The following is a 19,398-nucleotide window of genomic DNA, read 5'->3' as shown; positions in this document are numbered from 1 at the left end:
GTGTCTCTCCTTACGCTGCCGCGATTTGGCAAAGCGTGGCCTTAGGTTCTTGCATGCCGGTCACGGGGTCGTAGCCGTATGTCGTCAGCGTATTCACGCTTTCGCCAAGCACGATCGGATCGGCTCCCTTCGGATAGTTGCCGCGCTGATCGACGCCTTGGTACCAACCGGCGAAGTGGAACGGCATCCACGCAACGCCCTTACCGACACGTTCGGTGACAAGCGCCTTGACCTTGGCCTTCGAGTTGTTCTCCGCGCCCGACACCCAAACCCATGCGCCATCTTTGATGCCGCGTGCGGAAGCGTCTTGCGGATTGATCTCGATGAAGCAGTCTTGCTGCAATTCGGCGAGCCAGCGATTGGAGCGCGTCTCTTCGCCGCCGCCTTCGTATTCGACGAGGCGGCCGGACGTCAGCACGATCGGGAAACGATCCGCAATCTTGTTGTCGACGGCGCGCTTCTGATACGTGAAGCCTTGGTTGGGCATGCGGAACTGCCGCGCATCCGGAAGCGTCGGATACTTCGCGACGAGATCCATCCGCGGTGTGTAGATCGGCTCGCGATGCACCGGCACGCCGTCCGGCAAATTCCACGCATTCGCGCGCGCCTTGCCGTTGCCGTAGTGAATGGCACCGTGCGCCATCGCGACGCGCTGAATTCCGCCGGAAAGATCGGTCGACCACGAGACGGCGTCTTGGTTGTTGCCGCCGACACGCGCGATGACTTCCTTTTCCTTCTCGGTCAGATCGCCATCCCAGCCGAGCTTCTTGAGGACGCCCAGCGTGAACTCGGGATAACCGTCCTTGATTTCGGAACCGAGCGAGTACGAGCCTTCAGCGAGAAGATTGTGCTTCTCTTCTTTCTCGACCTCGACGCCGTTCTCCATGACCTTCTTCTTGACGACGCGCTCTACACCGAAGCGCGCGCGGAAGGTGCCGCCGCCATCCATGACATGGAGGTTCGTGTTGTAGAGCGTGTGCGTTCCCGGGTGCCGCAGTTCAGGCGTTCCCCAGCATGGCCAAGGCAGACCGTAATAGTCGCCGGCGATTTCGGCCGGTGCATCTTTCGGCGCGCGTAGCGTTACCAGGTCGAACTTGTCCTGGTTCTTCATGTGCGCCTTCAGGCGTTCCGGCGACTGGCCGCAATAGCCGGTCGACCATCCGCCGCGATTGATCTCACGCAGAATGTCTTCGGCGACCGGAACGTTGTTTTCGACCTTGATGTTTTTAAACATGCGGTCGGCGAAGCCGAGCTTCTTGGCGAGGAGATACATCACCTCGTAGTCGTTCTTCGATTCGAAGATCGGCTTGACGATTTGTTCGCCCCACTGAATCGACCGGTTCGATGCTGTACGCGAACCCGAGCATTCGAATTGCGTGCAGATCGGCAGAAGATACGTCCCGTCCTTACGCTCTGACAGCGCGGCCCACGTTGTCGGATGCGGATCCGCAACGACGAGAAGATCGAGTGCTTCCATGCCTTTCTTCACTTCCGGCATGCGCGTCACGGTGTTCCCGCCGTGGCCGAAGATCATCATCGCCTTCAGATTGTCTTTCTGAGTGACCTGATCCTTCGGCGCCATGACGGCTTCGTACCAGCGCGTCGACGGAATGCCCGGCGCTTCCATCATCTGCTTGGATTCGAAGCGCGAGAGGAGCCAGTCGTACTCGACTTCCCAAACGCGCGACCAATGCTTCCACGCCGCTTCGGCGAGACCGTAGTAGAGCGGCAGCGATGTGATATCGAGACCGAGATCCGTTGCGCCCTGCACGTTGCAATGGCCGCGGAAAATGTTCGCGCCGCCGCCGAACGAACCGACGTTGCCCGTTGCCAGCAGCGCGATACAGAACGCGCGAACGTTCGCCGTCCCGACAGTGTGCTGCGTCGCGCCCATGCACCAGATCAATGTCGCGGGCTTTTCGGTCGCGAACATCTTCGCAACCTTCTCAAGCTGCGCACCCGGAACACCGGCAACGCGCTCGACCTCTTCCGGCGTCCACTTCTCGACTTCCTTGCGGACGTCGTCCATGCCGTAGACGCGCTGCTGGATGAACTCCTTGTCTTCCCAACCATTCTTGAAGATGTGCCACAAGATGCCCCACATCACCGGAATGTCAGTGCCGGGACGAATGCGCACATACTCGGTCGCATGCGCGGCCGTGCGGGTCATGCGCGGATCGATAACGACATAGTTGGCGCGCTGGAGTTCCTTGCCTTCCAGGAGATGCTGCAGCGAAACCGGATGCGCTTCCGCCGGATTGCCGCCCATGATGATCATGGTCTTGGAATTGCGAATGTCGTTGTACGAATTCGTCATGGCGCCGTAGCCCCATGTATTCGCAACGCCCGCGACGGTCGTCGAGTGGCAGATACGCGCTTGGTGATCGGAGCTATTGGTGCCCCAGAACGCCGCGAATTTGCGGTTGAGGTACGCGCCTTCGTTGGAAAACTTGGCCGAGCCGAGCCAATAGACAGACTCCGGACCGGACTTCTCGCGGATCACGTTGAGCTTGTCGCCGATCTCGTTGATCGCCTGATCCCACGAGATCTTCTGCCACTGTCCGCCGACGAGTTTCATCGGATATTTGAGGCGACGATCGCCGTGCACGAGCTCGCGCACCGAAGCGCCCTTGGCGCAGTGAGAGCCACGGTTGATCGGCGAATCCCAGCCCGGCTCCTGCCCGATCCAAACCCCGTTCTGAACTTCGGCGATCACCGTGCAGCCGACGGAACAGTGCGTGCAGATGTTCTTGCGCGTCTCGACCGGAACGCCAGGCTTCGGCGGCGGGCCGGCCTCCGCTTTGCGCAACCCACCGAGCTGCATCGCGCCAAGCGCGCCTAATCCGCCCGCGACCAAACCGGAGCGCGCGAGGAAGGTGCGGCGATCGAGACCCGTATACTGGCCGCCGGCCAGAGAGGCCGAAAGCCCACCGCGCCGCGCTTGCCGTTCGCTACGTTTAATCAGCATGCTGGCCTCACTTCTTCGCCGGATAACGGTTGACGCTGTAGAACTTCTTCACGTGCGGAGTTTCCTGATAGCGCGCCTTCTTTTTGTCGGCGTCGCTTTCGGCCGCTTCCGCCGTCGAGATCAATGGCGCGGCAACAACAGTCGCAGCACCGGCAGCGCCGGCGCCGAAGCCGCGCAGAAAATCGCGGCGTCCAAAATCTTTCCCGGCTTTCTCGCTCATGCCCGTCCTCCCTGCAGCCACCGGATCAAACCGGCAGCGCAAACGCCTCACATTCGATGTCGATGAAGATCCGGCCGACGTGGCCGACCGCACGATAGAAGCTGGCGTGTTCCGCCTGCTCGAGATCGCCGAAGAAACGGCCGATCCACGGCTTGAGATGCTTTTCGAAAATTTGCTGCTCAACTTCGGCGTCGACCGGAATCGTGCCGTTAGCGATCGACGCCATGATCTCGCAGAGAAGCGCCGCGTGATCTTCTGGCTCGTGATTCTCCGGCGCGCGTTCGATGCCGAGTTCCTGCAGGTCACCGCGCAGACGCGCGAGCGGACGTTCGTGCAAAAATCCCGTGAGATAGAAAGATGCGTAAGGGACAAGTTCGCCGCGGCCGAGCCCGATGAAGAGATCAAAGAACTCCTGCCCAGCCTTTGCGACAGTCGTGTCCGAAGCGGCGGCTGCTAACGCCGCGTGGGCGACGCCGATCGGCGATGCACTCACTTGCAGACGCGAGAGACGCTTCAGCAGATCCGCAGAAGGAGCACGACAAAGAAGCGCCGAGAGAAGTGTGTATTCGTCGGCTCGAGCCATGTCAGCATCGCTGCGAGTCCTGATCGTGCCCGACGGCACAATGGCTTCGTTGACATAGAGATCTGGTCTCAGACGATGGCGAGACACCCCGGTCGCGGTCTCGACCGTCAATACTCGCTCAGCCGGAACACGTGACCAGCTGGACAACGACGGTTGCGAGATACCGATGCGCCGAGCGAGCTCGCTCACGCCACCGACCGCCGAAATAGCTTGGCTGAGACCGTCGTCCCGCATTTCCCCGAGTACCGAAGCAAGATTGTTATTGGAATTATTTCAATTAGGAGTTTGCCTAGCGGAAATGCTTAGTCAATAGGCAGATGCAAATTCCCATAGGCCGAACCTATGGATACGTCAGCTTGGAAGCGCTCCGCCGTGGCGCGGCCGCCTCGCGGCGATCTCGTTTTCGTCGGCTTTTGCGTCGTTTTCCTCAGCCGCGAGATCCGCGGATACGGTTGGGGGCTCGGTTGTGTCGGAAGCCTGCGACGCTATGTCCACGCCCCCGCTGTCTTTTTCGTCGTTGCCGGCCTCCGCTTCGGGCGCCGAATTTTTTGTAGCAATCGGTGATGCATCGCCAGAGGCCGATTCGACTTCCGGCGTCCCGGAGAGAGGGGTCAGCCGATACGAGGCCAGCCGGTCGATCGCACCGACGGCCGTTTCGGGCTCCAGCGGACCGAAACCGGGGATCGCGCCGTTGGCGAAATCCCACTGGTTCTCCGCGACCTCGATGAAGTCGCGTATCGCGGGATCGGCGGTCCAAGCCTTCCGAAGAGCGGCCTGCTGCAAGACCGTCGGGACACCACGCGCCAGAAACTGGGTAATGTCGGTCAGCGCATCTATGCTCTCGATCGGCGTCAATTTAGACAGATCGACAGGCTGATCCTTTGGTGACGGCGGCTCTGGCGATGTCGACTCGGATGGTGCTCCTTCGGTGCCCGCACTCACCGGCGGGGCGTCAGGGATCGCTTCCGAAGGCGTGAGCTTCCGGCGTGACCAGCGAGACAGAAACGGTTCGTCATCGCTCATCGTTGTCGCCTCGCGGCCGCTTACTCAACGCGTCCGACGGGTGCCGATCTCGTTTGCGTTTGAAGAACTCCCGTTCGACGTGATGTTCCGCGACGAAACCTGCAACGAATTCGATGATCGATGCCGGCATCGTCACGGCATCGACAAGGTCCGCCCCTGCCTGTGTGTAGCCCTCGCCTTCGGCCGGATCCGCCGTCACGGCAACGAGATCGAACGGTGGCGACACGCCGGTCGGCCGCAAGATCACCCAAACGCGCGGGTCGCCGGAGGCGAGGTTGTCCCGATAATGCGCGGTGGCCGAGGCGAAAAGCTCTATCTTCGCAAGTCCGACGAAAAACTCCGCGCGGCCGTTGTCTTCGTGGATGATTGTCCAAGGTTCGGCGGCGGGTGCACCGTGCACAACGGCTGAGGGCGTCCAAACGTGATCGATCCACGGGTTAGCCGCATCGCGCCGCTCCGCGACGACACCGACATCGATACTGGCGAGCGCGGTGCTCAATTCGCTAGCTCCGCTTCCGACGGCAAGCCGACGATCAGATTTTGCGGTTTCATTCGCAGCTTCCGATCCTGCGTCATCGCAAGGATGAGATACACGGGGTCGCGCGAAGCAGCGCGCGCCGATCCATCATCGAAGCGAAGCCGAAACAGATTGACGATGCGCGGGTCCTCGACGAAGTCGGCATTCTTCCACAACGTGTCGCCAATCTTCGTTCCCTCAGCGTCGAGGCCGACATACCAACGCAAGTCGATATCGCGAACTTCGGTCAGCGGTTCGACCACGGTTTCGCGTGCCAGCAAATGCTCGACCCAGCGCGCGATCACGCGCGCGAGGGCTGCTTGGCCTTCACGCCCTGCCGTCAAATCCAGCGCCATATCGAACGCATCGCTGCGGCCGTAATAATCATGCGCATTGTCGGCGTTGATAACGTCGATTGCGGCCGAGGCCGGCAGTCCCAGCATCGAGACGAGTGGCGAAACCGGATTGCCGCCAACACCAGCAATGATTTCTTCATCGGCGGCAAGCAGCGCACCTTCATGCAGCGTCATCACTTGCGGGCGATAGAAGAGCTCGGCAGCGCGCAGCATCAATGTGTCGTCGATGCCATCGAGTGCGTTGCGCAAGATGACGTGCGTGAGCTGATTCACGAACAGCGATGGCGTCCCGCCAATCCCTTGTCGCACAAGGGCAAGATAGGCAGCCTCCAACGTGCGATGGCGCACGAGATGATCGCGGAAGCCGAGCACGACCTGCCAATTCTCGCGCGCATCCGCATCCGCAATTGAACCGATTTCCGCAACACTAACCTCGCGATAGGGATCGGAGAGCAAGACTGCATGAAGCGTCCGCTCTACAACGCAGGCGTCGTCAGGCGGCGCGAGTTCGGGTCGCGCGAAATACGCCTTCAGATACGAGTCGGTGACGACCAGCCCACCACCTTCGCCGCGGTCGAGCAGATGATGGCCGCTGGACACCCAGAAATCGTGTGTCATGCGCTGCCCTTCGCCGGCGAATTCGCGAGAGCGGCTAGATCGACGCGCTCCTCCGGCTCATCGTCATCAACTTCGGCGAAATCGAAAACACGCGGTATCGACATTCCCTCGCGGCGGCGCAGCGTGCGAAACTGCTCGCGCACTTCTCCGTCCTCGACACTGCGGCGAACCGCAATCAGCGTGTCGGTCGGATGGTTTGCAAGCGACGATGCGAATGCAACCTCCTCACCCGCAGCCCTTCGTGCCGTCTCGATATCGGGGGCGCCAAATCGCTCACACAGTTGACGCGCCAGTTGCTCGACTGCGGCGGCGCGGTCCGCATCGGTGGCACTCACCACCTGCACCAACGTTGAACGCCCGAGCGAGGCGAGCCCGAGAAAGCCGGCGCGAAACGAAGTTCGCTCCTTGCCTTCAAGCTGCTCCACGTTGCGGCGCCAAAAGACGAAACCGCCCGGTACCGCCCACTCGCCCGGTTCGGCCGCGACCGGAAAGACGAAGGTGTCGGACGGATCGAGCCGTATGGTCCGCAGCAAATTCAACGCAGAATAACTCCCGTTAAAGGGTCAAGCCATGTCGGAAGCCGAAGCGCTTCGGCGAGGCCTCGGATGTCGCGATCCTTCTTCAGGATGCCAAGCTCGACGAGATCGCCATTGTCCGCAAACTCGCGTCGAACACCAGACGCAGCGGGTAGACGTGCCAGGTACTGTTTGCCGAGTTCGGCAAAACCGTCTTCGCGCCACACCTCCAGCGCAGTCATGAAGTGCCGCGAGAACGACTCGATCAACGCACCAGTCTCGAGTCCATCGAAACCTTCTTCCTCCAATGCCGTCGAGAACGGGAGCAATCCGGGCTCACCTGCCCCCATCGTGACGGTCCGCACGCTAGCACCGAAGACAAGCCAATCCGGCACGTCCTGCTCTCCAGCGCCGCTCGGCCATGCAAACCGTCCGCCTCCGACGACACCACCATCGACCATGATGGCGTCGGGCCAGCCATAATGGATCGGCTTCTCTGGAGGAGCGTGAACGGCCAACGCGTCTCCGAGAGCGACCATGCCGGCGTAAAAGGCGCGCCGCGCCTGAGCTAGTGTTTCCTCGGGCTCGAGGATTAACGCAAACTCGACCGCGTCGAAACGTCCCACCCAAACCAGAACTGCCGCCTGATCCGGTCCCGCAATCGCACAAGCATGCGCAAACGCATCGCCAGCTTCGCGCAACATCACGGGACTGAAGGGCGGCGGTAGAACGAGTTTATCGGCGTAAGGCGACCGCGCACGCGGTGGAGACGACATCAGCACTCCGGCACACAACTTGACATTGTAATAATTATAACGTGAGCGTTGGCAAGCCAACCGAACGTTTCGGCGGGCATAGGGCGAAGCTATGGACCGTAACGTTATCGTCTGCTCTTGCGAAGATACGATGCCGCTGGATACCGGCGCGATCTCGCGCGGTTGCCCTCAAGCAAACGTGAGCACGGCGCGTCACCTCTGCCGCACGCAGACGGATCATTTTCTCTCGGTCATCGCAGACGGGGGCGCCGTTACGGTTGCCTGCACGCAGGAAGCACCCCTCTTCGACGAACTGGCCGAAAGCGTTCCAAGTGCCGGTCCTATCACATTCGCCAATATTCGAGAGATGGCGGGATGGTCGCGGGATGCGGTGGCTGCCGGCCCGAAGATGGCGGCGTTGCTCGCCATGGCGGAAGTCGCAACCCCGGCGACGCCGCTGACCAGCCTCACCAGCGACGGCGTGATCCTTATCTATGGATGCGATCAGCGAACGATCGAGGTCGCCGAGCTTCTTAAAGATCACCTCGACATCACCGTGATGCTCAACGGCCGCGATCCGATCGAGCCACCTCACGTCACCGATTTTCCGATCGTTCGCGGGACCATTGGCGCGGCACGCGGTCACCTTGGCGCCTTCGAGCTTACGATCGACGGCTATGCTCAGCCCTCGCCATCATCGCGCGAAGCACTACGCTTCGGACCTCCGCGCGACGGCGCCACCTCGCGCTGCGACATCATTCTCGATGTGTCCGGGGGCGCTCCCCTTTTCCCGGCGCATGATCTGCGCGATGGCTATCTTCGTGTCGACCCACGCGATCCCGCCGCAGTCTTGCGCGCTGTGCTCAAGGCGCGCGATCTCGTCGGCACGTTTGACAAGCCTCGCTACGTCACCTTCACGAAAGAACTCTGCGCACATTCGCGCTCGAAGATCGTCGGCTGCCGCCGCTGCCTCGATTTGTGTCCGACCGGTGCCATCGTGCCCGCCGGCAATTATGTCGCCATCGATCCGAACATCTGCGCCGGCTGCGGTCAGTGCGCGGCGGCCTGCCCGACCGGCGCTGCTGCTTACACGCTGCCGCCCGCGGATACGCTCATCCAGCGCCTGCGTGCACTGCTGACGACCTTCGCACGCGCCGGCGGTCAGACGCCTGTCGTGCTCATTCACGATACGGCGCACGGTGATCCGCTGATCGATGCGATCGCACGGCACGGCGATGGGTTGCCTGCGCGCGTCCTTCCCGTGCAGGTCAACGAAGTCACACAGGTCGGCCTTGAAAGCATTGCGGCGGCCTTCGCGTACGGTGCATCTCAAGTTCGTTTCCTCCTTCGCGGAAAAGCGCGACACGACACGGCGGGACTCACGAATACGATCGCGCTCGCCCAACCGATCCTGAGCGGCCTCGGATTCACTGGCGATCGGCTCGACATCGTCGAGACCGATGACCCGTTCGCGCTCGGCGAAACCCTACGAACGCTCGCTCCCCTCGAGCCAACATCGAAGCCCGCGCAATTCAACGCAGCGGGACCCAAGCGCGACGTCATGCGGCTAACGTTGCGCGAGTTGCATGCGGCCGCGCCGATGCCGGTCGACGTCATTCCGCTTCCGTCAGATGCTCCGTTCGGCAGCGTTTCCGTCAATGTCGAAGGCTGCACGCTGTGCTTAGCGTGCGTGTCGGCATGCCCGAAGGGCGCGTTGAGCGATGATCGCGAGCAGCCAATGCTTCGCTTCACCGAAGCCGCTTGCGTTCAGTGCGGCCTGTGCGAAGCGACGTGTCCCGAAAAAGTGATCACGCTTGTGCCGCAACTCGACTTCAACGCCTTCAATGCTCCGGCGCGCGTGATCAAACAGGAAGAGCCCTTCCATTGCATTCGCTGCGACAAGCCGTTCGGCGTCAAAAGCACGATCGAGCGCGTCGCCGCGAAGCTTGAGGGCAGGCACTGGATGTATCGCGGCGGCGAAAGCCAGCGCGACGTCATTCGCATGTGCGAAGACTGCCGCGTCTCAGCCGTGATGTCGCAGGACTTCAACCCTTACGGCGCACCCGATCGGCCGCCGCCTCGCACCACCGACGATTATCTGCGCGAGCGCGCGGAGCGCGAGCAGAAGAGCTAACGCGTCGCTCTTTCGAGAAAATCGACGAGCGCGGCGCGATCGTCCGCGGACGTGATTCTTTGCTCCGGCATCTTCGTTCCCGGCGTATAGATCGACGGCCCGATCTCGAACAGCTTGGCGACGGTTTCCTTCGTCCACACGATGTCCATCTGTCGCAACGGCGCCGAAAACTCGTAACCCGGCAAGGTCGCGATCCTGCGTCCGAAGATGCCGTGCAGTGACGGTCCCGCGCGATTGCCCTCGTCCCCCCTGAGTGTGTGACATGCGACGCACGCACGAAACACGTCGGCGCCGCGATCGCCTGCGTGAGACGCCAGCGGATCCGTTTCGCGCGCCATGACGACATCGCCGAGAGGCTCGCCGGTCGCGACGTTCCATCGCCGCACAAGCCCATCGGCTCCGCCCGTGTACAACACCGCGCCGTCTGCCGAAAACGCCGACGACCAGACCGGTAGCCCCGGCCCTACGAGCGTGCGCACTGTCTGCGCCGTTGCGCGATCGATAATGGTAACGGCGCCGCGAATCCCCGAGGCCGCAATCGTTTTTCCATCCGGCGACAAGCAGAGCGACACGAGCGGAGCGCCCGCTACTTCGATGTCCCGGCGAAGTTTGCGGTCACGCCCGAGGAAGTAGACTCTGCCGCTCGCGCTCGCGACGACGATCTCGCCATCAGGCGACGATACCACCGCGTTCAATGGCGTATCGAGTTGGGTGACGTCGGCCACAGAGTTGTCGGCCGACCAGATGCGGATTGTCGCATCATGCGAAACGCTGACCACCGCTCCGTCTGGAAGAAACGCAACCCCGTTGACGTTCTGCGTATGGCCCTCGAGTGTTCTGTGTTGCCCATCCGCAAGACGCCATACGCGCACGGTCCGGTCCCATGCCGCCGAAGCGATTTGCTTGCCGTCCGCCGAGACCGCCAAGGCCGCAATCGGTGCTTCGTGTCCCGTCAAGACGCGGTACGGCGTCGTCTCTCCGCGCCGCCACAACGCGATGCGGCCATCTTCCGAAGCGGTGGCGATACTGTCGCGGGATATCGAAGCGATCGCATTGATGGCGCCTTCGTGGAAGCGCAGGACCTGCTCGGCAGTACCAGTGCGAAGCGACCAACGGATCGCGGATTGGTCGAAACTGCCCGAGACGATTTCGTTAGGTGCCGGCGAGATCGCGAGCGCACGAACCGGCCCGCCATGACCGCGGAACTGCGCATGCGCTGCTACCGGCAAAGCCAGAAGAATACCGATGGCGCAGCTTATGCGGACCGACCGCAACATCGCTTAGGCCTTCTTGATCCGAAAGATCATGAGGCTTTCGGTGCGCTCCGAGCCCTGCAACGTGTCGCCGGTTTCGCGGATGAGATTCGGAATATCGATAACCGAAAGCGGATCCGTGCATTCGGCGACCAACGTATCGCCGGCCGACAGCCGCGTGAGCGCCTTGCGCACCTTCAGGGCCGGCAGAGGGCATCGAAGGCCGCGCAGATCGAGGAGAGTTTCCGACATTGATCCTGTCATACACAACGTTGCGCGATTGAGCGAACTTGACCGAAAACTTGGCCGCTGGCCAAGTGACGGAATGCAAAGCCGTCAACGCATCGTACGTCTAGCCCCCCTGCACGAGATCGAAGCCGCGATAGCTAGCTTTGAGCCCGCGGCCGCCGTGACTGTGCCGATCCTGGACGCAATCGGAGCCGTGTTGGCTGCACCCGTTACGGTCACGGGGCCCGTGCCCGCCCAGGCGATCGCGGCAAGAGACGGATGGGCCGTAGCGTCGGCTGATACGGTGGACGCCAGTTCCTACGCACCAATGCCGCTGGCGGTGAAGCCCATGTGGGTCGAAGCCGGCCAGCCGCTACCCGGCGGAGCCGACGCCGTCCTGCCGCCGGACGGCGTCGAAATCACCTCCGGCATCGCTCACGCCGTTGTCGCTGCGGCACCGAGCGAAAACGTACTGCCGCGCGGATTTCATGTGGAGCGCACGCTGCTGGAGCCAGGCCGACGCTTGCGTCCAAGCGACGCGATGGCGCTCGCGCACTGCGCGGTCGACACCATTTCCGTGCGCCGCCCTTGCGTCCGCGTTATTGCGATCAAGTCTCATGCGGCCGGCACCGCGGCCGCACTCGCCAAATTAATCGAGCTCGGCGGCGGAACAGCCTCTACGGCCGAACTTTCCGACCGGCCACTGAAGACCCTTCTCGATTCGCCGGACGACGCGTTGGTCCTGATCGGCGGCACCGGTGAAGGACAGAATGATCGAACGATATCGGCCCTACGGGAGAGCGGCGACGTCATCCTCCACGGCTTCGGCATACGGCCAGGCGAGACCGCAGCGCTCGCGCGCGTGAATGAAAAGCCAGTGCTCGCGTTACCCGGCCGTTTCGATGCGGCGCTGAGCGCCTGGCTGGTCGCCGGTAAAAACTTGCTCAGTCGACTTGGCGATGAGGCCATAGCCAATGCCTATGAGCGCCGGTCGCTAACACGGAAGATCACCTCAACAGTCGGCCTAGCCGAAGCCATTCTGGTCAAACACGTGGGCGACGGGGTCGAGCCGATAGCGGCCGGCGTATTCCCGGCTTCGGCGCTGACGTCCGCGACCGGGTGGGTGCTTGTACCCCCCGATTTGGAGGGTTATGCCAGCGGCATGATCGTCGATGTTCGCCCACTCGCATGAAAGTCGCGCCGTCGCAACCGACCTTGCTTGACGAGGTTCGCGCAGCCGCGCGTCAAGAACAATTCCTGGAAGTCATCTCAGCCGAAAGCGCTCGGCAGCGGCTTGCTGCACACATCGACACGACGCCGATGTCCGCCGAGCGTGTTGCGCTGGCGTCGACGCTTGGGCGTGTGCTGGCTGTCGATATCCTGGCGACAGTCGATGCTCCGCCATTCGATCGATCGGGCGTCGATGGCTTCGCAATCCGTGCGGCGGATTCACTTGGAGCGAGCGATCAAAAGCCGGTTCGTTTGAAGCTCAATAACGAGGTGTTGCGCTGCGGCGTCGCGCCGCGCGAAGACGTCGCGCCAGGCACCGCCACCGCAATTGCGACCGGCGGTGTCGTGCCGCGTGGCGCCGACGCCGTCGTGATGATCGAATGGACGGAGCTAATCGAAAGCGATGATCTCGCGATCGATCTCTCGCGTGCCGTAAATCCAGGCCAGTTCATCTCCTACGCTGGCTCGGATATCGCGCGCGGCGAAACCGCACTGCGCAAAGGCGCGAAGATCGGCTCGCGCGAACTCGGGATTCTCGCCGCCAGTGGAACCGCAGTGGTCGATGTCGTTCGGCGGCCGCGTGTCGCCGTACTCTCGACAGGCGATGAACTCGTTGCGCCTGGCGCGCCGCTCCGGCAAGGGGCCGTCTACGACAGCAACGGCGCAATCGTCGCTGCGGCCGTCAGCGAAGCCGGCGGCGACCCGCAAGCTTTCGGCATCGTCGGCGATGACGAAAATGCGCTGCGCGACGTTCTCACAACAGCGCTGTCTACCTGCGATATGGTGGTGTTGTCGGGCGGAACCTCGAAGGGAGCGGGCGATCTTTCGTACCGCGTTGCCTCAACGCTCGGTCAGCCGGGCGTCATCGTCCACGGTGTCGCGCTGAAGCCGGGCAAGCCGCTTTGCATCGCCGTCGTAGACAAAAAGCCGCTGATCATTCTGCCGGGTTTTCCGACCTCTGCGATCTTCACCTTCCACACTTTCGTCGCTCCTATCATCCGCGCGCGCGCCGGCCTCCCACCTGAAACCGCTCGTGAAGTCGAGGCAACGATTCCGGTTCGCATCGCTTCCGAAATGGGGCGCGAAGAGTTCGTGATGGTCGCGCTCACGGAAGGCGAAAGCGGACTGACGGCATTCCCCTCCAACAAGGGCTCCGGCTCAGTCACAACCTTCTCGCAGTCGGACGGATTTCTGACGATCGACGCACTCAGCACATCGCTCGATGCCGGTGCTCGCGCGCGTGTGCGCTTGATCGATCCCGATGTCCGCGTGCCCGATCTCGTCATCGCGGGCAGCCACTGCGTCGCGCTTGACGTGCTCATCAGTGCACTCTCACAGCAAGGCATCGTAGCGCGTTCGATGGCAGTCGGAAGCCAGGGAGGCGTGACGGCCGCTCGCCGGGGCGAATGCGATCTCGCACCGATCCACCTGATCGACCCTCAGTCCGGGATTTACAATCAGCACCTTGTCACGCCGGGCTTCACGCTTGTTCCTGGCTGGCGTCGCATGCAGGGCGTCGTCTTCCGCAAGGACGATCCGCGATTCGCGGGGCTTTCGGCGTCCGAAGCGGTCGCCGCCGCACTTGCAGATTCGAGCAGCGTGATGGTCAATCGCAACGCGGGCGCCGGAACACGAATCCTCATCGATCAAGCCCTCAATGGTGCACGACCTCGCGGGTATGGTAACCAACCGAAGTCGCACAATGCCGTCGCGGCCGCCGTTGCTCAGCGGCGCGCCGACTGGGGTGTTGCCATCGAACCCGTCGCGCAATTGTACGACCTTGGATTCGCACCGTTAGCGCCGGAGCATTATGATTTTCTTCTGCTCGACGCGCGCCGCGATCGCTTTGCGGTCCGGGCATTTCTGAAGGCCCTGCGCGATCCGGACGTGATTGCCGGCATCCGCGCGCGCGGCATGCAGGTCGCCAATGATCCTGTCGTAGGATGAACAATGCCGAGGAAATTGCAGACGCTCTCCTCGCTCACGCGACTCAGGCCGAAACCGTGATAGGACTCTAGTATCATGGCGCAACTCTCCGATGACTGCTTCGCTTTCGGCGGGAAGTTGATGTCGATTGACGACGTTGAACGTCTTATGCTTGAGCGCATCTCGCCGATCGATGGCCAATCAACCGTCAAGCTCGCGGCGGCACGTGGACGCGTTCTCGCACGCGACCTGATTGCTACGGTCGATTTGCCGCCGTTCGCCAACTCCGCTGTCGATGGATATGCGGTACGCCATGGCGATCTCTCGTCCGACGGAGGGACTCGCTTGCGCGTCGCCGAGCGACTCACTGCCGGAACGGAGCCGACCTCGCCCGTGCTGCCTGGTACGGCCGTCCGCGTTTTCACCGGCGCGCCGATGCCCGAAGGCGCAGATACGGTTTTCATGCAGGAAGACGTGGCTTACGAAAACGGCGCGGTCATCTTGCCGCCGGGCTTGAAACGCGGCGCAAATAGTCGCGCCGCCGGTGAGGACATCGCGAAAGGCGCGATCGCACTTGCCGCCGGCACGCGCCTCGGCCCCTCCGAATTGGCGATGGCGGCAGCGATTGGCCGGACGGATCTGCGCGTACGGAAACGCGTGCGCGTCGCGCTCTTTTCGACAGGCGACGAAGTGCAAGATGCCGGGGAGCCTCTCAGGAAGGCAAAAGTCTACGACGCCAATCGACCGTTGGTTAAAGCGCTGCTTGAGAATTTCGGTGCGCGCGTAACCGACTTGGGCATTCTCAAGGACGATCCCGCGGAGCTTTCCGAAGCACTCAAGAACGCCGCAGCCGATCACGATCTGATCATTACGTCCGGCGGCGTATCGGCCGGCGAGGCCGACTTCGTGCGTCCCGTCTTAGAGTCCGTCGGCTCCCTCGTCTTCTGGCGCGTCGCCATCAAACCCGGCCGCCCTGTTGCCATGGGCGTCGTGCCGTCGAGCAACGCCCACAATGCTGCATTCGTCGGCCTACCCGGCAACCCCGTTGCAGTTTTTGTGACTTTTGCCCGCGTCGTCCGCCCGCTCCTGCTTCGATTGGCCGGCGCGAATGCTGAACCGTTGGTCGCTTTTCCGGTTCGCTCTACCTTTGCCTATAAAAAGAAAAAGGATCGCCGCGAATACATCCGCGTCAAAGTCGCACGCAGCGCAGCCGGCGTTCTCGAAGCGACGATCCATCCGCAAGCCGGCGCGGGCATCATTTCATCGCTGACGGAAACCGACGGCCTCGGTGAACTTCTCGAAGACGTCACGCGTGTCGATCCCGGCGACGACATCGGATTCATTCCATACGCAAGCCTCCTGGCCTGAGGTCCTGCGTTAAATCGTCTGCTCCCCGATCAGCGCCTCTGCGGCACGCAAATCCTCAGGCGTATTCACGTTGAAAAACGGATCGGTCGGCTTGTCCGGCCAGCTCGCAATCGCGACGCCGTGACGCGCGGTCCACACTTCGATCTTCCGCAGATCGTCATCGACCAATGCGTGCCGCAAATCGCTCCGCAGGTCGACACGCCAGAGCGCGATCGTCGGGTGCCGCCATTCGCCGGATTGAGCACAAGCCAAAGGTTTGTTTTCCGCCTCACGTACAGCATGAAGCCGCCGCACGAGATCCGTCGGTAAAAATGGGCAGTCGCCTGAAACGCTTGCGACAAACTCGATGTCGGGCCGGTGCGCCGCGCACCAATCAAGCCCTGCCAGAATGCCGGCGAGCGGCCCCGCGGAGCCCGGCACATCATCGGGCACGATCGTCAGACCCGTGAAATCAAAGCGCGCAGGATCGCCGTTCGCGTTGATGATCGTGTCGGCGCATTGCGGCGCAAAGCGTTCCAGCGTGCGATCGAGAATGGTCGAGCCCCCGACGCGCAACAGTGCCTTGTCGCCGCCGCCCATGCGGCGCGCCTGCCCGCCTGCCAAGATCAAACCGAGAGTCGTCGTCATCAGTCTTCGGCGCCTTTGCGGCGATGCTTGCGACCCTCGTCCTCGACATGATCCAAGTCCTGATCGAAAATGATGCGGTCCTCGCCGGAAAGCGCGAGAAAGCGTTTGCCGCGCGCGCGTCCAATCAACGTGAGTCCCGCTTTGCGTGCGAGCTCGACGCCCCACGCGGTAAAGCCGGAACGCGAGACCAAAATTGGGATGCCCATACGCACCGTCTTGATCACCATCTCGGACGTCAGGCGTCCCGTCGTATAAAAGATCTTGTCGTGCGCCAGAATGTCATGCCGATGCATATAGCCGGCGATTTTATCGACTGCGTTATGCCGTCCGACATCCTCCATATAGATCAGCGGCCGATCCCCTTGAGCGAGGATCGAGCCATGAATGGCGCCGGCTTCGAGATACAGAGACGGCGTCGTGTTGATCTTATGCGTCAGCGCGTAAAGCCACGACGTGCGTAAAGCCGCAGCAGGCAGATTGGCATTCTCGATCACGTCCATTAGATCGCCGAAGACGGTGCCTTGTGCGCAACCCGAAGTCTGTACCTTCTTCTTCAGTTTCGTTTCGTAGTTGGTCGCGCGCTCGGTGCGTACGACGACGACTTCTAGATCGTCGTCGTATTCGACGTCCGTGATGACGTCATCCGTGCGCAGCATGTTTTGATTGAGCAGGAACCCTACCGCCAGATATTCCGGATAGTCGCCGATCGTCATCGCGGTGACGATCTCTTGCGCGTTGAGGTAGATCGTCAAAGGGCGCTCGACAGTGACCGAGGCTTCGGCACGCGCGCCCGTATGATCTATGCCGGTGACCCGCACGGTCAGCCGCGGGTCTGCCGGGTCCGGCTTCAGCAAATAGTCATCGGGCGGGGGCTTAAGTCTATTCACGACATCTGACATAACCCCATAATAGAGGTCGGGGAGGCCCGCGAACAGTACCGGTAAGGCACTGGTGATTGGGCCCAGGGATGGAGCAAGAATGCGAAAAGTCTTGAGTTGGTTATTGATTGCAATCGCTTTGACGATCGCGACCGAAGGTCGCGCCCAAGAGCGGTTCATCACGGTCGCATCCACGACGTCCACCGAGCAATCGGGCCTGTTCGGCTATCTGTTGCCGCGCTTTACCCAAAAGACAGGTATCAGCGTTCGCGTCGTGGCACTCGGTACCGGACAAGCCCTCGATGTCGGCCGCCGCGGCGATGCCGACGTCGTATTCGTTCATGACAAGCTCGCCGAAGAGAAATTCATCGCCGAAGGCTGGGCCAAGAAGCGCTTCGAAGTGATGTACAACGATTTCATTATCGTCGGCCCGAAGGCTGATCCCGCGAAGATCGCGGGCGGGAAGGACGTGCTGGAAGCTCTGCGTAAGATCGCGGCCGCAAAATCAGCCTTCATCTCACGCGGCGATCGTTCCGGGACGCATCAGGCAGAGCTGCGCTATTGGAAAGCGGCCGACATCGATCTCCCGACCATCAAGGGCGATTGGTATCGGGAGATCGGCCAGGGCATGGGCCCTGCCCTCAACATGGCCGCGGCAGCCGACGCATACGTCCTCGCCGATCGCGGGACCTGGCTGTCGTTCAAGAATCGGCGCGAACTCGGCATCCTCGTTGAAGGCGACCAAAAGCTGTTCAACCAGTACGGCGTCATGCTGGTTGACCCGGCAAAACACGCCGGGGTCAAAGCGGCCGACGGCGAAGCCTTCATTCAGTGGCTGATCTCAACAGAAGGCCAAAGCGAAATCGCCAACTACAAGATCGAAGGTCAGCAGCTGTTCTTCCCGAACGCGATCCCGGCGCGCAGCTAACGATCGCGGCCGGTCAAGCTTTGTAGCGAGAACGACGCGATACTGACTGCAAGGCTGATCGCAACAAGGACGATACCGAGGCCAAGGGCGAGCGCGAGTTCGCCCTTACTCGTTTCCAGCGCGATCGATGTCGTCATCGTCCGCGTCACGCCGCGGATATTGCCGCCGACGACGATGATCGCACCGACTTCGGCGATCGCACGGCCGAACGCGAAAAGAAACGCCGTTAATAGCCCGGCGCGACCGATATACAGCAATTCATAGACAGTCCGTGGACGCGATGCGCCGTCCACACGAAGGTGATCGCCGTAATCGTGCCAAAGCGATTCCGTCAGCCTATGCACCAACGCAAGGACGATCGGAAACGTCAGAACGATCTGCGCTACGATCATGGCGGCCGGGGTGAACAGCCAGCCGAGTGAGCCGAGCGGGCCTGATCGCGATAGGATCAGATAAACCGCGAGCCCTACGACGACCGGCGGCAAGCCAAGCATCGCGTTCGCCACGACGACCAGAACAACCCGCCCGCGAAATCTGGCCATCGCCAGCAGAACCCCGAGCGGAGCAGCGACGGCAGTGGCGACGATGGTTGCGGTCAAACTGACCCGCAGCGACAGAAAGATGATCGACATCAACTCGGCGTCGCCCCGCGCAAGCATTTCAAAAGCAATGAAAAAGGCTTGAGTTATATCGAGCATCGAGCGGATCCAACGAGACACGGACATTCGTTCGGCACTACTCAAGCTCCCACCACAAGGCCTTCGCCCGTCGCAACCCGGCTGAGCGGCCGATCACGTTTTTCGCTGTTGTCGCATGCTACCGCAGCTTTGCGACCTTCAAAGCGGTTCATTGAAACCTCTCATTTACCAATCTAGCGCAGCGTGTGGTGAGGGGTTTTGCGTGTTGGGGTTGCCATGAAGGTTCGCTTTATCGCCGTTTCGGTCGCTTTTGCGGTCGCTGCCTCAGTCGGCTCCGCTGCCGCGGCACCGAATGCCGTGCGTCTGAAAGAGCGTGGCAGCGCCGAAGATCAACGCGCCTGCACTCCCGACGTGTTCCGGTTATGCCTCGGCTCGATCCCGAACGAACCGGCCATCGTGAGCTGTCTGAAGCGGTCGATGCCGCAGCTCAGCCCTGGCTGTCGCTCGGTGTTCCAGTCGAAGCCGAGCAAGATTCGCCGCGCAAAGCGCCACGGCAGCCCGGTTACGACCAGCTCGATCAACCGCCGGTAGCGCACGCCTTTAATTCGGCGCCTGCCTCCTTTAGCCTCAAAC

General features: G+C 61.8%; 19 protein-coding genes and 1 pseudogene. 6 read left to right on the top strand and 14 right to left on the bottom strand.

Going from position 1 to position 19,398, the window contains the following annotated elements:
• Nucleotides 1-10 precede the first annotated feature (10 nt).
• The 9 genes and pseudogenes from GJW30_RS14650 to GJW30_RS14615 all read right to left on the bottom strand — a co-directional run bounded on the left by GJW30_RS14650 (nt 11) and on the right by GJW30_RS14615 (nt 7,576).
• Nucleotides 11-2,968: a formate dehydrogenase subunit alpha gene (locus GJW30_RS14650; protein ID WP_096356573.1), complete on the bottom strand. Its 2,958-nt coding sequence runs from the start codon at nt 2,966-2,968 to the stop codon at nt 11-13.
• Nucleotides 2,969-2,975: 7 nt separating this feature from the next.
• Nucleotides 2,976-3,188, bottom strand: coding sequence for a twin-arginine translocation signal domain-containing protein (locus GJW30_RS14645; RefSeq protein ID WP_096356571.1), 213 nt, complete (start codon nt 3,186-3,188; stop codon nt 2,976-2,978).
• Nucleotides 3,189-3,213: 25 nt separating this feature from the next.
• Nucleotides 3,214-3,771, bottom strand: coding sequence for a TorD/DmsD family molecular chaperone (locus tag GJW30_RS14640; RefSeq protein ID WP_347337740.1), 558 nt, complete (start codon nt 3,769-3,771; stop codon nt 3,214-3,216).
• 111 nt (nt 3,772-3,882) lie between these two features.
• Nucleotides 3,883-4,005: pseudogene (locus GJW30_RS23125) on the bottom strand (YdaS family helix-turn-helix protein); the annotation flags it as partial.
• A gap of 117 nt (nt 4,006-4,122) precedes the next feature.
• Entirely contained in the window at nt 4,123-4,794 is a 672-nt protein-coding gene (locus tag GJW30_RS14635) for a DUF3306 domain-containing protein (RefSeq protein ID WP_096356566.1), read from the bottom strand.
• Nucleotides 4,784-5,293: a DUF3305 domain-containing protein gene (locus GJW30_RS14630; protein ID WP_096356564.1), complete on the bottom strand. Its 510-nt coding sequence runs from the start codon at nt 5,291-5,293 to the stop codon at nt 4,784-4,786. Before GJW30_RS14630 ends, GJW30_RS14635 begins: the two co-directional genes overlap by 11 nt.
• A complete protein-coding gene (locus tag GJW30_RS14625; protein WP_096356562.1) occupies nt 5,290-6,285 on the bottom strand; it encodes a DUF6352 family protein in 996 nt (331 codons plus the stop codon). The genes GJW30_RS14630 and GJW30_RS14625 overlap by 4 nt, the downstream gene beginning before the upstream one ends.
• A complete protein-coding gene (locus tag GJW30_RS14620; RefSeq protein ID WP_096356560.1) occupies nt 6,282-6,824 on the bottom strand; it encodes a DUF6505 family protein in 543 nt (180 codons plus the stop codon). Before GJW30_RS14620 ends, GJW30_RS14625 begins: the two co-directional genes overlap by 4 nt.
• Nucleotides 6,821-7,576 carry a biotin/lipoate--protein ligase family protein gene (locus tag GJW30_RS14615; protein WP_096356558.1) on the bottom strand — a complete coding sequence of 252 codons (756 nt, stop codon included), beginning with the start codon at nt 7,574-7,576 and terminating at the stop codon, nt 6,821-6,823. The genes GJW30_RS14620 and GJW30_RS14615 overlap by 4 nt, the downstream gene beginning before the upstream one ends.
• 130 nt (nt 7,577-7,706) lie before the next feature.
• Here GJW30_RS14615 and GJW30_RS14610 point away from each other — a divergent pair, with 130 nt between their 5' ends.
• Nucleotides 7,707-9,689: a 4Fe-4S dicluster domain-containing protein gene (locus tag GJW30_RS14610; protein ID WP_096358846.1), complete on the top strand. Its 1,983-nt coding sequence runs from the start codon at nt 7,707-7,709 to the stop codon at nt 9,687-9,689.
• On the opposite strand, the gene GJW30_RS14605 is transcribed toward GJW30_RS14610, so the two are convergent.
• Both GJW30_RS14605 and GJW30_RS14600 read right to left on the bottom strand, forming a co-directional pair.
• Nucleotides 9,686-10,966 (bottom strand): c-type cytochrome, encoded by a 1,281-nt coding sequence (locus GJW30_RS14605; protein WP_096356556.1) that lies wholly within the window; start codon nt 10,964-10,966, stop codon nt 9,686-9,688. The genes GJW30_RS14610 and GJW30_RS14605 overlap by 4 nt on opposite strands.
• A 3-nt stretch (nt 10,967-10,969) precedes the next feature.
• Nucleotides 10,970-11,194 carry a sulfurtransferase TusA family protein gene (locus GJW30_RS14600; protein ID WP_096356554.1) on the bottom strand — a complete coding sequence of 75 codons (225 nt, stop codon included), beginning with the start codon at nt 11,192-11,194 and terminating at the stop codon, nt 10,970-10,972.
• Nucleotides 11,195-11,267: 73 nt separating this feature from the next.
• Here GJW30_RS14600 and GJW30_RS14595 point away from each other — a divergent pair, with 73 nt between their 5' ends.
• The 3 genes from GJW30_RS14595 (at nt 11,268) to GJW30_RS14585 (ending at nt 15,694) form a co-directional block, all read left to right on the top strand.
• Complete coding sequence (locus GJW30_RS14595; protein WP_096356552.1) at nt 11,268-12,362, top strand: molybdopterin-binding protein; 1,095 nt, start codon at nt 11,268-11,270, stop codon at nt 12,360-12,362.
• Nucleotides 12,359-14,347, top strand: coding sequence for a molybdopterin biosynthesis protein (locus GJW30_RS14590; protein ID WP_096356550.1), 1,989 nt, complete (start codon nt 12,359-12,361; stop codon nt 14,345-14,347). The genes GJW30_RS14595 and GJW30_RS14590 overlap by 4 nt, the downstream gene beginning before the upstream one ends.
• A 75-nt stretch (nt 14,348-14,422) precedes the next feature.
• On the top strand, nt 14,423-15,694 hold the full coding sequence (locus GJW30_RS14585; RefSeq protein WP_096356548.1) for a molybdopterin molybdotransferase MoeA: 1,272 nt from the start codon (nt 14,423-14,425) through the stop codon (nt 15,692-15,694).
• 9 nt (nt 15,695-15,703) lie between these two features.
• On the opposite strand, the gene mobA is transcribed toward GJW30_RS14585, so the two are convergent.
• Both mobA and GJW30_RS14575 read right to left on the bottom strand, forming a co-directional pair.
• Nucleotides 15,704-16,321, bottom strand: a complete 618-nt coding sequence (gene mobA / locus GJW30_RS14580) for a molybdenum cofactor guanylyltransferase MobA (protein ID WP_096356546.1) — start codon at nt 16,319-16,321, stop codon at nt 15,704-15,706.
• Complete coding sequence (locus tag GJW30_RS14575; RefSeq protein ID WP_096356544.1) at nt 16,321-17,220, bottom strand: formate dehydrogenase accessory sulfurtransferase FdhD; 900 nt, start codon at nt 17,218-17,220, stop codon at nt 16,321-16,323. Before GJW30_RS14575 ends, mobA begins: the two co-directional genes overlap by 1 nt.
• Before the next feature lie 79 nt (nt 17,221-17,299).
• Between GJW30_RS14575 and GJW30_RS14570 the strand changes: the two genes are divergently transcribed.
• The gene (locus GJW30_RS14570; protein WP_096356542.1) at nt 17,300-18,127 is read left to right on the top strand and encodes an ABC transporter substrate-binding protein; all 828 of its coding nucleotides are present in this window, start codon (nt 17,300-17,302) and stop codon (nt 18,125-18,127) included.
• Here GJW30_RS14570 and GJW30_RS14565 read toward each other — a convergent pair.
• On the bottom strand, nt 18,124-18,825 hold the full coding sequence (locus tag GJW30_RS14565) for an ABC transporter permease (RefSeq protein ID WP_096358845.1): 702 nt from the start codon (nt 18,823-18,825) through the stop codon (nt 18,124-18,126). The genes GJW30_RS14570 and GJW30_RS14565 overlap by 4 nt on opposite strands.
• Nucleotides 18,826-19,041: 216 nt before the next feature.
• Here GJW30_RS14565 and GJW30_RS14560 point away from each other — a divergent pair, with 216 nt between their 5' ends.
• On the top strand, nt 19,042-19,356 hold the full coding sequence (locus tag GJW30_RS14560) for a hypothetical protein (RefSeq protein WP_096356540.1): 315 nt from the start codon (nt 19,042-19,044) through the stop codon (nt 19,354-19,356).
• The last annotated feature ends 42 nt before the right edge of the window (nt 19,357-19,398 follow it).

The sequence above is a fragment of the Variibacter gotjawalensis genome (assembly GCF_002355335.1).
GTDB classification, from domain to species: Bacteria; Pseudomonadota; Alphaproteobacteria; order Rhizobiales; family Xanthobacteraceae; genus Variibacter; species Variibacter gotjawalensis.
Note: the sequence above shows the minus strand (reverse complement) of the source record. Positions and strands in the feature narration are given on the sequence as shown.

Excerpts from the sequence above, each read along its gene's own strand:
- GJW30_RS14650 (WP_096356573.1), bottom strand. The coding sequence starts at position 2,968 with ATGCTGATTAAACGTAGCGAACGGCAAGCGCGGCGCGGTGGGCTTTCG.
- GJW30_RS14645 (WP_096356571.1), bottom strand. The coding sequence starts at position 3,188 with ATGAGCGAGAAAGCCGGGAAAGATTTTGGACGCCGCGATTTTCTGCGC.
- GJW30_RS14640 (WP_347337740.1), bottom strand. The coding sequence starts at position 3,771 with ATGGCTCGAGCCGACGAATACACACTTCTCTCGGCGCTTCTTTGTCGT.
- GJW30_RS14635 (WP_096356566.1), bottom strand. The coding sequence starts at position 4,794 with ATGAGCGATGACGAACCGTTTCTGTCTCGCTGGTCACGCCGGAAGCTC.
- GJW30_RS14625 (WP_096356562.1), bottom strand. The coding sequence starts at position 6,285 with ATGACACACGATTTCTGGGTGTCCAGCGGCCATCATCTGCTCGACCGC.
- GJW30_RS14615 (WP_096356558.1), bottom strand. The coding sequence starts at position 7,576 with ATGTCGTCTCCACCGCGTGCGCGGTCGCCTTACGCCGATAAACTCGTT.
- GJW30_RS14610 (WP_096358846.1), top strand. The coding sequence starts at position 7,707 with ATGCCGCTGGATACCGGCGCGATCTCGCGCGGTTGCCCTCAAGCAAAC.
- GJW30_RS14605 (WP_096356556.1), bottom strand. The coding sequence starts at position 10,966 with ATGTTGCGGTCGGTCCGCATAAGCTGCGCCATCGGTATTCTTCTGGCT.
- GJW30_RS14600 (WP_096356554.1), bottom strand. The coding sequence starts at position 11,194 with ATGTCGGAAACTCTCCTCGATCTGCGCGGCCTTCGATGCCCTCTGCCG.
- GJW30_RS14595 (WP_096356552.1), top strand. The coding sequence starts at position 11,268 with ATGCAAAGCCGTCAACGCATCGTACGTCTAGCCCCCCTGCACGAGATC.
- GJW30_RS14590 (WP_096356550.1), top strand. The coding sequence starts at position 12,359 with ATGAAAGTCGCGCCGTCGCAACCGACCTTGCTTGACGAGGTTCGCGCA.
- GJW30_RS14585 (WP_096356548.1), top strand. The coding sequence starts at position 14,423 with ATGGCGCAACTCTCCGATGACTGCTTCGCTTTCGGCGGGAAGTTGATG.
- mobA (WP_096356546.1), bottom strand. The coding sequence starts at position 16,321 with ATGACGACGACTCTCGGTTTGATCTTGGCAGGCGGGCAGGCGCGCCGC.
- GJW30_RS14575 (WP_096356544.1), bottom strand. The coding sequence starts at position 17,220 with ATGTCAGATGTCGTGAATAGACTTAAGCCCCCGCCCGATGACTATTTG.
- GJW30_RS14570 (WP_096356542.1), top strand. The coding sequence starts at position 17,300 with ATGCGAAAAGTCTTGAGTTGGTTATTGATTGCAATCGCTTTGACGATC.
- GJW30_RS14565 (WP_096358845.1), bottom strand. The coding sequence starts at position 18,825 with ATGCTCGATATAACTCAAGCCTTTTTCATTGCTTTTGAAATGCTTGCG.
- GJW30_RS14560 (WP_096356540.1), top strand. The coding sequence starts at position 19,042 with ATGAAGGTTCGCTTTATCGCCGTTTCGGTCGCTTTTGCGGTCGCTGCC.